At 70.2% G+C, this 12,270-nt stretch carries 12 protein-coding genes; 6 read left to right on the top strand and 6 right to left on the bottom strand.

Annotated features, from left to right (window positions below):
- Window positions 1–74: 74 nt before the first annotated feature.
- On the bottom strand, window positions 75–503 hold the full coding sequence (locus tag ACZ7MY_RS27310) for a hypothetical protein (RefSeq protein ID WP_499605712.1): 429 nt from the start codon (window positions 501–503) through the stop codon (window positions 75–77).
- Between the two features lie 121 nt (window positions 504–624).
- Window positions 625–1,914 (bottom strand): hypothetical protein, encoded by a 1,290-nt coding sequence (locus ACZ7MY_RS27305; protein ID WP_499605710.1) that lies wholly within the window; start codon window positions 1,912–1,914, stop codon window positions 625–627.
- 151 nt (window positions 1,915–2,065) lie between these two features.
- On the opposite strand from ACZ7MY_RS27305, the gene ACZ7MY_RS27300 reads away from it, so the two are divergent.
- From ACZ7MY_RS27300 to ACZ7MY_RS27280, 5 genes are all read left to right on the top strand, one after another.
- The gene (locus ACZ7MY_RS27300; protein WP_499605708.1) at window positions 2,066–2,599 is read left to right on the top strand and encodes a hypothetical protein; all 534 of its coding nucleotides are present in this window, start codon (window positions 2,066–2,068) and stop codon (window positions 2,597–2,599) included.
- A 446-nt stretch (window positions 2,600–3,045) separates the two neighbouring features.
- Complete coding sequence (locus tag ACZ7MY_RS27295; protein WP_499605707.1) at window positions 3,046–5,127, top strand: NPCBM/NEW2 domain-containing protein; 2,082 nt, start codon at window positions 3,046–3,048, stop codon at window positions 5,125–5,127.
- Between the two features lie 347 nt (window positions 5,128–5,474).
- The gene (locus ACZ7MY_RS27290) at window positions 5,475–6,764 is read left to right on the top strand and encodes a tachylectin-related carbohydrate-binding protein (RefSeq protein ID WP_499605705.1); all 1,290 of its coding nucleotides are present in this window, start codon (window positions 5,475–5,477) and stop codon (window positions 6,762–6,764) included.
- Window positions 6,765–6,944: 180 nt separating this feature from the next.
- Complete coding sequence (locus ACZ7MY_RS27285) at window positions 6,945–7,514, top strand: helix-turn-helix domain-containing protein (protein ID WP_499605703.1); 570 nt, start codon at window positions 6,945–6,947, stop codon at window positions 7,512–7,514.
- 9 nt (window positions 7,515–7,523) lie between these two features.
- Window positions 7,524–7,853 carry a DUF1707 SHOCT-like domain-containing protein gene (locus ACZ7MY_RS27280; RefSeq protein ID WP_499605702.1) on the top strand — a complete coding sequence of 110 codons (330 nt, stop codon included), beginning with the start codon at window positions 7,524–7,526 and terminating at the stop codon, window positions 7,851–7,853.
- 81 nt (window positions 7,854–7,934) lie between these two features.
- Here the strand turns inward: ACZ7MY_RS27280 and ACZ7MY_RS27275 are convergent, their stop codons facing one another.
- From ACZ7MY_RS27275 to ACZ7MY_RS27265, 3 genes are all read right to left on the bottom strand, one after another.
- On the bottom strand, window positions 7,935–9,146 hold the full coding sequence (locus ACZ7MY_RS27275) for an aggregation-promoting factor C-terminal-like domain-containing protein (protein WP_499605701.1): 1,212 nt from the start codon (window positions 9,144–9,146) through the stop codon (window positions 7,935–7,937).
- 69 nt (window positions 9,147–9,215) lie between these two features.
- Entirely contained in the window at window positions 9,216–9,470 is a 255-nt protein-coding gene (locus tag ACZ7MY_RS27270; RefSeq protein ID WP_499605699.1) for a hypothetical protein, read from the bottom strand.
- Between the two features lie 173 nt (window positions 9,471–9,643).
- Entirely contained in the window at window positions 9,644–9,952 is a 309-nt protein-coding gene (locus ACZ7MY_RS27265) for a hypothetical protein (RefSeq protein WP_499605697.1), read from the bottom strand.
- Window positions 9,953–10,114: 162 nt separating this feature from the next.
- Here ACZ7MY_RS27265 and ACZ7MY_RS27260 point away from each other — a divergent pair, with 162 nt between their 5' ends.
- Entirely contained in the window at window positions 10,115–11,116 is a 1,002-nt protein-coding gene (locus ACZ7MY_RS27260) for a helix-turn-helix domain-containing protein (protein ID WP_499605695.1), read from the top strand.
- A gap of 142 nt (window positions 11,117–11,258) precedes the next feature.
- On the opposite strand, the gene ACZ7MY_RS27255 is transcribed toward ACZ7MY_RS27260, so the two are convergent.
- Window positions 11,259–12,110: a D-alanyl-D-alanine carboxypeptidase family protein gene (locus ACZ7MY_RS27255; protein ID WP_499606021.1), complete on the bottom strand. Its 852-nt coding sequence runs from the start codon at window positions 12,108–12,110 to the stop codon at window positions 11,259–11,261.
- Window positions 12,111–12,270: the final 160 nt, after the last annotated feature.

Genomic DNA, 12,270 nt, shown 5'->3' with positions numbered 1-12,270 from the left:
TCCGTGACGTCTCTGCGGCGGGGGTGTCGCAGGGAACTCCGGACCGCGCCGGCACGTGGCAGTCCCGGTCGTCCTCAGTCACCCACGACGGGTTTCGAGCCGATGGACGCGCAGGCCGCCTCGTCCGTCGGGAAGCCGTCCGCCGGATAGACGACGGGCGCGCCGGAACCGGAGGACACACCGCGATCGGTCTGCGCGTTCGGCAGGTAGCACGCCGCGAACCGGTCCGGCTGCGGCGTGCCCTGCCACATCTGCAGCCAGGTGGCCGCGCAGGTACGTGTGGCGTCCTGTACGTCGAAGTCCTTCGTGACCTCCACGGGCGGTTCGCTGAGGTCTGCCCCGGCGGTCAACGTGTGAGCGCACATGGTCCTGTTCCCGTCCACTGCCCGCGCTCCGGACGTCACGACGGCTGCCGTGGTGATGCCGGCGCACAGTGCGGCCGCGATGCCGGCCACCACGAACAGCCGTCGCCGTCGCGCAGGCCGGCCGGGGCGCTTGCTCATGTTGACTCCCGTGGGGCGAAGTAGGGTGCCGATCCGTGCCGATGAGGCTGCGTGCGTGGTCTGCGTCCCGACGCAGGAGCACATTTCTATCGCATCCACGATCACGACGGACCGGGGTCGGTCAGCCGGCACCGTCGTACGAGCCTCGTGCCTGCTCACCTTCCGCTTGGTTGATGGCCGCTCGGAGACGGAGCCATGTGGGATCCTGTGCCGAGGCGGTGTCCACCGCGGCCAGGTCGTCCGCGTTCCAGGTCCGGTCTCCGTCGGTGAGGACGAGGTGCTCGTCCAGGTCGCCGCCGTCGGGAACGTCGCAGGTGGCCTCGAGGAACTCCGCGACGGCCGACGCAGCAGTGTCGTGTGCGGCGCGGGTGTTCCCGGGGCCGGACCGCACGGACAGGAGGACGAGTTCGCCGTCGGCCCGCGCCAGGACGAGTTCTCCCGCCGCCGTGGCGGCGAGCGCGGACACCGGTGATCCGGCCACGTCGTCGTGCTCGACCGCGCTCAGGGTCTCGACGTCGACCTCGACCAGGGCCCCGGTGGGGGTCCCGACCCAGAGCACGCCGGGCCGGGCTGCGAACGCGATGTTCTGCCGCGACCAGGCGCGCATCTGATCGAGCCATTCCTGCGGACAGGGATGATCGGGGCGCGGCTCGCCGAGGGTCGTCGCGAGGACGCGCCGCAGCGAGGGGAACGCGAACACCTCGAGCGTGTTCCCGTAGGCGTTGCCGCGGATCGCGAAATGCCGGCCGTCCACGCTGAACAGCGGTGCCCCGTAACCGTCGACGTCCAGGATCATGGCCCGCCGCAGCAGACGCATGGCACCGGACCCGGCCTCGGGATCGACCCGTGCGAACAGGACGTACGTCGCGCCTTGGTCGCTGGCCAGCGTGGCCACCAGTGAGCCGCCCGGGTGGTGTTCCACACCGGTGTCCCATCGCGGGCCCGAGCCGACGGTCCCCGATGCCAGGTCGACGACGTCCGAGCTCTCCCAGACGTCGTCCGCGCCGCTTGACGACGGCGCAGCCCACAGAGTGCCGCCGTCCGGGCTGAATGCCACCCTGCGGTAGGCGGCCGACGGGGGAACGCCGTTCACCGGGGAAAGCCCGGCAGGCGTCCACTCCACCACGCCGCACTCCCTGCCCGCCACCACGAGCCGCGGCTCGTCCTGATGCCAGGCCAGTGCGGGCGTCCGCTTGATGCGGTCCCAGCCTCGGGTGTCCCCGTAGCGCTCGGACTCGGCGACGACAGAGCCGACTTCGCGCAATCGGCCCCCTTCGCAGCTCCATACGTGGACCGCCGGACGCTCCCCGTCCAGGCCGGCCACCAGTGGCAGGCGCGGGTGGCTCACCAAGCGCTCGACAAGGCATCCGCCGTCGACGCGCGCACGCGCCACGACCTCGAGATCAGTCACACCCCGACCGTAGCCGCGCGTACCGACACTCTCGGGGGCGCAAGGCGGCTTGCGCCGCCTTCGTCACCGGGGCGTCGCAGCCTTGTCACCGTGGGTATCGGAGCGCGATCCGGCCCCATATGGTCGGATGCACGACCTACGGGGGGCCGACATGCGTACGCACATCATCGGTGGTGTCCTGCTTGCCGCCGCGCTCACACTCACCGCCTGCGGCAACGGCGATGACGTCGGGGCCGGGCCGACACCTGGCGCGAGCCGGATCGACGCGGTGGATCCGGCCGAGGACATCACCTTCGGAACGACGTACACCTGGGCGGACGGCCTGAAGGTCACGGTGACCGAGGCGCGGATCTTCACCGACTTCACGGACGAAGAGGGTCCGGCCGATCCGAGGAGCCATCAGTTCCGGGCGAAGCTGCGGTTCACCAACGGCGGCGACACGCCAGCTGACCTGGGCGAGGTCTCCACACTCGTCATGAGCGCCAACGAAGAGGCGGCCATCGCCACATCCGGCACGTTCCGCAACGGGGCCGCGCCTCTCGCGGGCAGTCTCGCACCCGGGGCGACCGCGACGAAGACCGACGACGCGGTGATCGACCGGAAGCACGGCCGGAAGATCCTCGTCGTCGTGCGACGTGCCGGCAACATCGCGGCACCCGAGTTCATCGGCAGCATCCGCGGGTAGGACCGCAGGCCGGCGACACCGCCGCCGGACGGGCGTTGACGCCCGTCCGGCGGCGGTGTCATGTCGCCCGTCGGGCGCCGGGCCGCAGGCCGCCCGCGCGGGGCTTTCGTTCACGCGGCGCTCAGGGCCGGTGTCTGCTCCGTGGAGGCTGCTCGGACGCGGGACGGATCCCGCGTAGCTGCTCATGTGTCATGTCGGGTGCCAAAGCGCGCGGTTCGTGACAGACGGCATCGCGGCAGCCCGCCCAACCCGAGGAGTAACTCTTAATTTAGGAATTATTATTGACACCAGCCCTCAACCGCTCCAGGATCCTGCCAACAAGATCGCAGGCATCCGGCCACGGACCCGTCCTGGAACCGCCCGCCGCCCCTCCCCCGGGGGCGGCACCGGACCCACGACCGGGACGGGTCCGCGTGCCTGCGCGATCGGACAGCGAAGGATCCGATGTGAAAAGACGTCTCACCGCTCTCCTCGCCCTCGCGACCGGCCTACTGGCCGTCCAGGCACCCGCCCAGGCGGCCCCGGCGACCGCCACCGCCGGCGTGAAGGCACCGGCAGCCGCCGAGGTGCTGAGCCCGACTCCGTACATGGGCTGGAACACCTACTACGCGTTCGGTGGCGACCCGACCGACGCCGAGATCAGGTCGACGGCCGACTTCCTGGTCAGCAGTGGCCTGCGCGACGCCGGCTACGAGTACGTGTGGATCGACGGCAACTGGGCGGCGCCCACCCCGCGCAGCGCGGCCGGCGACCTGACGCCCAACCCCGCCCAGTTCCCGGACGGCCTGCAGCCGCTCGTCGACTACATCCACTCCAAGGGCCTGAAGGCCGGCATCTACACCGACGCCGGCCCGTACATCCCAGGCAAGTGCGGGCTGGGCAGCGGGGGTCACTACCAGCGTGACGCCGACCAGTTCGCGGCGTGGAAGTTCGACGCGGTCAAGGTGGACTACCTCTGCGGGATCGCGGCGGACCTCGACCCGAAGACCGTCTACACCGAGTTCGCGCAGGCGCTGCGGAACAACGCCGCCAAGCGCCCCATGATCTTCAACCTCTGCAACCCGGTGACCTCCCCGGACTGGGGCAACTACCCGGAGGAGCAGCAGTCGACGTACTCCTGGTCCTACGCGCCGAAGATCGCGCAGTCCTGGCGGACGTACACCGACGTGGGCTTCGTCGACGAGATCAAGTTCAAGGACGTGCTGCGCAACTACGACGCGAACGCGCGGCACCCCGAGGCCGCGGGCCCCGGGCACTTCAACGACCCTGACTACCTCGGTCCCGAACACGGGATGTCCGACGAGGAGTTCCGGACCCAGATGACGCTCTGGTCGGTGGCCGCCGCCCCGCTGATCATCGGCAGCGACGTCACCAAGCTGGGCAAGACCTCGATCAGCACTCTCTCCGACCCCGACGTACTCGCGATCAACCAGGACCCCGCCGTTGTCCAGGCCGTGCGTGTCGGCCCCGCCGGCACCACGGAGACCTGGGTGAAGCGGCTGGCCGACGGTGACCGCGCCGTGGTCCTGCTGAACCGGGGCGACAGCCCGGCGACCCTCACCACGAAGGCGTCGTCGGTCGGGCTGTCCGGCAACCGGTTCACCTTGAAGAACGCCTGGACGAACCAGGTCACCGAGAGCGCCGGCACCATCAGTGCCGCCGTCCCGGCCCACGGCGCGGCCCTGATCCGGGTCGGCCGGGCCACCGGCAAGCTCGGCCTTCCGCACGTCGTCGCCGGTCTGCCGCAGGTCACGCAGGTCGGTTCGGACGCGGTGCCGGCCGGAAGCGCTCCCCTGGTCGCCGGTGGGGATCAGGCCCGGGTCGAGGTCACCGTCCGCAACGACGGCACGCAGCCGGTCCTGACGCCGCGTGTCGAGCTGACCGTGCCCACCGGGTGGACGGCCCGTTCGGTCGGCAAGGCGCCGTTGCTGCTGGCCACCAACCACTCCGCGACCCTCGCCTTCACGGTCACCCTGCCGGAGACGGCAGCGCCGGGCAGCGCCACGCTGACCGCCGCGACGTCGTACCAGGTGGTCGGCAAGGGACGGCAGCAGCAGGACACGTCCACCGCGCTGGTCGTCGCACCGGCGGCTCCGCACGGTGACGTCGCCCTCTCGCACCACCAGTGGATCAGCGCCACCAGCGGCTGGATGAGCCCCACGGTCGACCTGAGCGTCGGCGGCTGGTCCCCGATCAGCATGCTCAGCAAGGTCTACCCGACCGGCGTCGGGGTCGCCTCGCCCTCCACCATCCGCTACTACCTCGGCGACCAGTGCAGCCGGCTCACCACGACCGTCGGCATCGACGACGCGGTGCGCAACGTCGGCCCGGAAGGCGGCACCTCGACCTTCCAGGTGATCGGTGACGGCAAGGTACTGTTCGACAGCGGTGTGCTGAACCGCGACGACGTCCGCGAGGCCGACGTCGACCTGACCGGCGTCCGGGTGCTCGACCTCGTGGTCGGCGACGCCGGCGACGGCGGCTACAACGACCGCGCGAACTGGGCGGGTCTGAACGCCACCTGCTGATGCCCCACCGGCCGCACCCGGGTCTCCCCGCCCGGGTGCGGCCACACCACGACAGCCGCACGACGCCGTGGCGCGACTCCCGCGCCACGGCGTCGTGTCGTCGTACCCCGGCCACGGCCGAGCGCACGGTGCGGCGCTTCGGACGGCCGAATGGGTCGTCAGGACGCAACAGGCCAAGGACCCTTGCGTCCATCCGGCTTCTCTTCCCACCCGCGTGACCTGCGACGAGAGTGGTTCCTGCCACCGGGCGTCACACCCCCGACATCCCTCACAGCTGCACCTGCAGGGCAGCTGTCCGGGCCAGGGGTGTGCCGTCACCGCCCGAACCACCCACCGCAGGAGAAGTCATGAAGCTGAGCCATGCCGTCCGCCGTACCGCCGCCGCCGTGGTCGCCGTCAGCGCGATGTCCTTCGGCCTGGTCGCCACCACCGCCGGAACCGCGGCCGCCGCCGCGTCGTGCACCGGTGACGTGTCGATGTACGGCACGCTGTCCGACGGCCGTCTGACGTACACGCAGATCGAGCCGAACACCGGCGACCGCGTCAAGACGCTCATCGGCCCGAACCTCGGCTTCACGCCCAAGACGATGGCGGCCCTCAACTTCAACACGGTCCTGGTCACCTCGACCGCCGGCGACCTCTACCGGGTCGACGTGCAGACGAACAACACGTCCCTCACGCTCGCGGCCGTCGTCAAGATCTGGGACGGCGGCTGGACCTTCGACAAGCTGGTCTACGACGGCGCCGGTCACCTCTACGGGACCGTCGACGGCCAGCTCCACCAGTACCTGGTGTCGCAGGCCAAGCCCTCGGGGTCGGCCCACATAGGCCAGCACGTCGTGATCGACACCGGCTTCGTCCTCAAGACGCTCGCCGCCGCGGGCGACGACCGGATCGTCGCCTCGACCGCGGACGGGCGACTGCTCAGCTACAAGATCAACGGCGTGAACGACTGGGACAGCTCCGTCCTGAAGTCGAGCGGCTGGTCGGCCGTGGACTCGCTCTCCTCCCCCGGCGGCGGCCTCTACTACGGCCGGACCAACGGCGGCATGTACTGGTACCACGACGTGGACCCCACCGACGGTGACGGCAGCGACATCGCCTACCACTCCGACGACCCGGTGGACGCGTCCGGCTGGACCCAGAGCCTGCTGTCGGCCTACGCCAACAACTGCGCCTACGTGGCGCCGGCCCCGCCGAAGTCCGTGCAGGGCGGCACCATCTACCGCAACGAGGTCATCGCCCGGGCCAAGGACTGGTACAACCGCAACATCCAGTACAGCCAGAGCGCCTACGCCACCGACGTCGACGGCGACCACACGTACCGCACCGACTGCTCCGGCTTCGTCTCCATGACCTGGCACCTCACCAGCTCGCTGACGACCGAGACCCTCCCCAACGTCAGCACGCAGATCAGCAAGGCCGACCTCAGGCCCGGTGACGCCCTGAACGACTTCTCCGACCACGCCGTCCTCTTCGCGGGCTGGAAGAACCAGGACGCGGGCACCTTCTACTACTACGCCGAGGGCAGCACCTCCACGGACATGAACTACTCCACCGCCAACGTCTACAGCGGCAACATCGGCGGCCACCCGGCCTCGAACTACGTCGCCCTGCGCTACAAGAAGATCGCCTGACGCCCCGCCCCCGACGTCGCGAAGGCCCCGCCGAGGATCGGCGGGGCCTTCGCGACGTCCTCGACCGGGAAGGAAGCCTCCTGCCCGATCGGCGTCGTCAGCGTCAACCAGCCGTATGCGAGGCATGGTTGTAAATTTGTCCAACCAGTGGAGAATGGTGCAGTGAAGGAGGGGGGATCGATGAGCTCACAGGACCCCGGCGCATCGAGCCGGCGGTGGCACGGTGTGCACAAGGCGCTCGCCGATCCGCTGCGCATCCGGCTCCTGGAGGCGCTGTGGGAGACACCGCTGTCCGCACGCGAACTCGCCGTTCACGTCGGCCTGCCGGCCGACCGGATCTACTACCACCTCAACCAGCTCGAACGGGCCGGGCTCATCGAGATCGCCGAGTACCGCCCGCTGGCCCGCGGCAAGGTCGAGCGGGTCTACACCCCCGCGGTCGCGGAACCACCCGGCGACGCCGCGAGCCCGGAGGAGATGGCCGAGTTCCTCGGCTCGATGCTGGAGGCCACCCGGGCCGACATCAACGCCGCCCACCGGTCCCGGCAGGCCGGTGCCCGCCGGGAGGTCGACCTGCACCGTGGCGCACTGCGACTGACCGACGAGGGCCTGGCGGAACTCCGCGCCCACATCGGGCGACTCGCCGCCCGCTTCGGGGACCGTGACGCCCCCGGGGTGTGGACGCGTGTCGTCGTCGCGGTCGTCGACCTGCAGGACCGCCCGTCCCCGGATGCCGCCACCCCCGACTGAGAGGCCGCCATGCACGACAGCGAGGAACACAGCACCGGCCCTGCCCTTCGCGCTTCGGACGCCGAACGCGACCGGGCCCAGGCGCAATTGCAACACCACTACGCGATCGGCCGGCTGACCCTCCCCGAACTCGAGGAACGCGTGGGCGCGGCCTGTCAGGCGGGCACCCGCGCGGAGCTCGACGCCCTCTTGCACGACCTGCCCCACGAGCCGGAACAGCCCCCGGCACACACCCCCGTGGTCGATTCCCGGCTGCTGATCATCCTGCTGTGCGTCTCGCCCCCTGCGGCGCTCGTGTACTGGCTCATCTGCCGAAGCGCGGCCGCTCGAAGGGACTGACGGCACGGTCACCCGGCCCACGCCGAAAGGGCGGCGCCCCCTCGGTTCGAGGGGGCGCCGCCCATGGCACGTCCGGTGACGTCAGTACCAGTTGTTCGCCTGCCAGAAGCTCCACGCGCCGCACGGGGAGCCGTAGCGGCCGTCGATGTAGCTGAGACCCCACTTGATCTGGGTGAGGGGGTTGTCCCTCCAGTCGTCGCCCGCGACGTCCATCTTGGTGCCGGGCAGCGCCTGCGGGATCCCGTAGGCACCGGAGGAGGGATTCGTCGCGTTCCAGCGCCAGCCGCTCTCGTGGTCCCAGAGCGTCTCCAGGCAGGCCCACTGCGCGGAGGTGGCCCAGGCGGCGTCCTTGGTGTTCATCATCTGCCGGCCCGCGGCCTTGACCTCGGCGATGTCGTTGCGGTCGACCGTCTGGGTGCTGGTGGTGCAGGTGTAGGTGCCGGGCTGGGCGGACAGCAGGCTCTGCGTCCAGCCGCCGGTGTTGACCGGGTCGTCGAGGTGGTACGAGATGTCGGAGCCGGAACCGTCGGTGGGGTCGGCGTCCTTGTACCAGTACATCGCACCGGTGGACAGGCGGCCGAAGTACAGGCCGGCGCCGGGCGAGACGAGCTGGTTGAAGCCGGACCAGCCGGAGGACTTGAGGGTGTTGCTCTTCCACGAGCCCGCGCCCGTGACGGAGTAGTCGAGCAGCCGTCCGTCCGTGGTGGTGGCGCCGAGGCGGTCGTCGCCGGTGGCGGTGAGCGTCTTCAGGACGAATCCGGTGTCGATCTCGGTGCGCACGCCGATGTGCTGCGGGCCCGCGGGCTTGTCCTCGGTGACGTTGTAGCGCAGCAGCAGGCCGGAGGCGGTGGTGCCGTAGAGGTGGCCGTGACCGTCGTAGGTGAGCTTGTCGTGGGTCCAGCCGCTGTCGGCGATCCTCACCGGCGCGTTCAGCAGGGCGAGGCTGGTGTTGTTGGTCTTGATGTCGACGCGGTACAGCGCGCCGGAGGCCGACGTCACCAGGATGGTGTTGAAGTTGAGGGTCGCCATGGCCTTCGGCTCGAAACCGAGGCCGGGTCCGACGAGGACCTTGGCGAGGTCACCGGTGGCCGGGTTGATCTGGCTGTACGTCACTCGGCCGTCGGCGAGCACGCCGTAGATGCTGACCCCGCCCGAGCAGGTGGTGGCCGCTTCGGCGGTCGGCGCGGTCACGGTGAGGAGTCCGGCGCCGAGGGCTCCGGCCGTCAGCAGGCCCGCGATGCGCCGGCTGTTCTTGCGGGTGGTGTCGCGGATGGTCGTGCGGACGTTCTTCACTTCTGGAGTCCCCCGGGGTCGTGGTGGCGGGTCAGGCGGTGTCGGTCGGCGGTGCCGGCGGCGGACGGCCTACTGCCAGCCGGCGTCCTGCGGGGCGACCTGCCAGCCCGCGTCGGCCGGGGTGACCTGCCAGCCGGCGTCGGCCGGGGCGACCTGCCAGCCGGCGTCGGCCGGGGCGACCTGCCAGCCGGCGTCCGCGACCACGACGGAGGAGGAAGGGACCGCGTCCGCCGTGGAGCCGGGTGCGACCAGCGGGGCGGCCAGAGCCGCGGTGACGACGAGGGAGGAGACCGCGGCGACCTTGGCGATTCGGTTGCGAAGCATGCCTGTTTCCGTTCCTTCCGGAGGTGGGTTGCGGTGCCGGGCCCGGTTCCTCGCGTCCCGCGGTGACGCTCGGCCCGGCCGGTGAGCAATAGGTTCGTCGCAGCTCAGGCCCGTGAGAAGGGTTCAGGGATGGACGGAAAGGGCCTTGGACCGATGCGTCCACCCGGACCGGTTCAGTCCACCGCCTGGGGCACGAAAGCCAGCGGCACCAGCGGCACCCCCACGCCGGTCAGTCGCGCCGCGGCCAGCTCCGCCACGTCGCGCAGTAGCCGGCGGCAGACGCGCAGGGCCCGTTCCTCCGCCGCGTCGAGACCGGCGGCCAGCACATAGAAGCCGAGCGTGAGTTCGCCGGCGGACGTCGGGTGCACGGCAACGTGCTCGACGCCGTCAACAGGGACGATCGCCGACCGCACCAACACCCTCACGTCCTGCGGCAGTGCCTCGTCGGAGGGCAGTTCGAGATGCGCGTGGACCAGGTACATGCGCTCCAGAGTCTCAACCGAAGCCGTGCACAAGTGCCCTTGTGCACTGGACCGTTGGGGCCGTGGCCGGTTCCGTCCTGACTCTGTGACGATCGCCCGCCCCTCTGCGAAGATCCCCGTCGGACAGGGGATGCTGTGTGCAGGAAACCAGGGGGGAAGCGGATGTTGACAGCTCTCGGACTCGACTCCGTCGCGGAGAAGGTCTACCGCGCCATGCTCAGAGAACCGGCCGCCGGGGTCGCGGCCCTCGCCCGCACCGTGGAACTCTCCGGGGAGGAGGTGGGCGACGCCCTCGACACGCTGAGCGAGCTGGCCCTGGTGCGCCCCGCAGCCGGGGACGTGGGCCGCCTCCGGGCCGTCTCACCGGACGTCGGCATGGAGATACTGATGGGCCGGCAACAGGCCCAGCTGGCGGCGCAGCAGCAACGCCTCGAAGCCTCGCGGGCCGCCGCGGCCCAGCTGATCTCCGAGTACGCCGAGCTCCGTCCGGCCACCAGCCATCCCGGGGTCGAGCAACTGGTGGGCCTGGACCGGATACGCGACCGGCTGACCGTACTCACCCGCGAAGTACGCGAGGAGTTCCTGACGTTCGCCCCGGGCGGCCCGCAGACCGCGGAGAACATGGCCGCTTCGCGGCCGCTCAACCAGGACCTGCTCGACCGCGGTGTGCGCATGCGCACGATCTACCTCGACAGCGTCCGCGCCCACCGGCCGACCGTCGAGCACGCCACCTGGCTGGCCGGACTGGGCGGTCGCATCCGCACGACCCCGTCCCTGCCGACCCGGATGATCATCATGGACCGCCTGACCGCCATGATCCCGGTGAGCAGCGACGACACCGCCGCGGGTGCCGTCCTGCTGACCGGCCAGGGCACGCTCACCGCGCTGTGCGCCCTCTTCGAGACCACCTGGGAGGCGGCCCAGCCACTGGGCGAGAGCGTCCCCACGCACCCGAACGGGCTCACCGGACAGCAGGCGACCGCCCTGCGGCTCCTGGCGGAGGGCCACACCGACGAGGCGATCGCCAAGCGGCTCGGGGTGTCGCACCGTACGGCCCGGCGGATCGCCTCCGAGCTGATGGACCGCCTGGACGCACGCAGCCGGTTCGAGGCCGGCGTGCGCGCCGTGCAGCGGGGCTGGCTCCCGACCGCTTCCGAAGGCTGACGAGGAGCCGGGTCACGGGACGACCGGGCCGTAGCGGCTGCCCGCGGCCCGGGTGCCCCGTGCCGAACCGCGGTGGTCAACGGCGAAGGGCCTGCCCCCGACCGTGCGGTCGCGGGCAGGCCCTCCGTCATGACTGACGCGCCTACTTCTTGAAGCTGTAGTTCATCAGCTTCGTGGCGTCACTGGTGCGGGCGGTCGCCGAGGAGGAGGCGAGAACGGCACCGATGACCGTCTTGCCGTTCCGGGTCGCGGCGAACACCAGGCAGTACTTGGCGAGCGAACCGGAGCCGGTCTTGACCCCGATCGTTCCCGAGTAGCTGCCCAGCAGCGTGTTGGTGTTGGTCCACGACATGGTGCGGTAGCCACCGCTCTTCGTGGTCACCTTCTGCTTCGTCGACTTCGTCTTCACGACGCTGCGGAAGGTGGAGTACTTCATCGCGCTGCTCGCGAGCTTGGTCAGGTCCCGGGGCGTCGAGTAGTTCGACCCGTTGCTGATGCCGTCGAACGAGTCGAAGTGGGTGTTCTTCAGACCCAGGCTCTTGGCCGTCGAGTTCATCTTGCCGATGAAGGACTTGACGCGAGCGGCCCGCGTGGAGCCGGTGCCGAACTTGTCGGCGAGGGCGTACGCCGCGTCGCAGCCGGACGGGAGCATCAACCCGTACAGCAGCTGGCGGACGGTCACCTTGTCGCCGACGATCAGGCGTGCCGAGGAGGCGCCCTTGGAGACGATGTAGTCGCTGTACGCCTTCTGGATCGTGACCTTGGCGTCGAGATTCAGATGCGGCTGGGCGAGCACGACACGGGCGGTCATGATCTTGGTGGTGGAGCCCGTGGGACGACGGGTGTCGGCGGCCTTCGTGAAGAGGGTCTTGCCGGTCCCGTTGTTCATCACGTAACCGCCCTTGGCGGCGATCGTGGGCACGGCCAGGGTGGCTGCCTGGGCCGGGACGGTGAGCGCCCCTGCGGACACCACCGCTCCCGCGGTGATGGACACCGCTGCCACACGAGTTGTGATTTTTATGCCGGTTTTCAAAATGTATACCCCAAATGTCGCTATGGGTTGACGGCACGAAGATGCCGCCAGCCCCTAGGACATCCGGCAGGGGCAAAAAGATGTACCTCCCGCCGACAAATCTCGGGATTTCTTCGGCTCC

Source organism: Streptomyces sp. NPDC111520, from assembly GCF_055635295.1.
Note: the sequence above shows the minus strand (reverse complement) of the source record. Positions and strands in the feature narration are given on the sequence as shown.

What these genes read in the sequence shown, in the direction of transcription:
- ACZ7MY_RS27310 (WP_499605712.1), bottom strand. Translation starts at nt 503, where the DNA reads ATGAGCAAGCGCCCCGGCCGGCCTGCGCGACGGCGACGGCTGTTCGTG.
- ACZ7MY_RS27300 (WP_499605708.1), top strand. Translation starts at nt 2,066, where the DNA reads ATGCGTACGCACATCATCGGTGGTGTCCTGCTTGCCGCCGCGCTCACA.
- ACZ7MY_RS27290 (WP_499605705.1), top strand. Translation starts at nt 5,475, where the DNA reads ATGAAGCTGAGCCATGCCGTCCGCCGTACCGCCGCCGCCGTGGTCGCC.
- ACZ7MY_RS27285 (WP_499605703.1), top strand. Translation starts at nt 6,945, where the DNA reads ATGAGCTCACAGGACCCCGGCGCATCGAGCCGGCGGTGGCACGGTGTG.
- ACZ7MY_RS27280 (WP_499605702.1), top strand. Translation starts at nt 7,524, where the DNA reads ATGCACGACAGCGAGGAACACAGCACCGGCCCTGCCCTTCGCGCTTCG.
- ACZ7MY_RS27270 (WP_499605699.1), bottom strand. Translation starts at nt 9,470, where the DNA reads ATGCTTCGCAACCGAATCGCCAAGGTCGCCGCGGTCTCCTCCCTCGTC.
- ACZ7MY_RS27265 (WP_499605697.1), bottom strand. Translation starts at nt 9,952, where the DNA reads ATGTACCTGGTCCACGCGCATCTCGAACTGCCCTCCGACGAGGCACTG.
- ACZ7MY_RS27260 (WP_499605695.1), top strand. Translation starts at nt 10,115, where the DNA reads ATGTTGACAGCTCTCGGACTCGACTCCGTCGCGGAGAAGGTCTACCGC.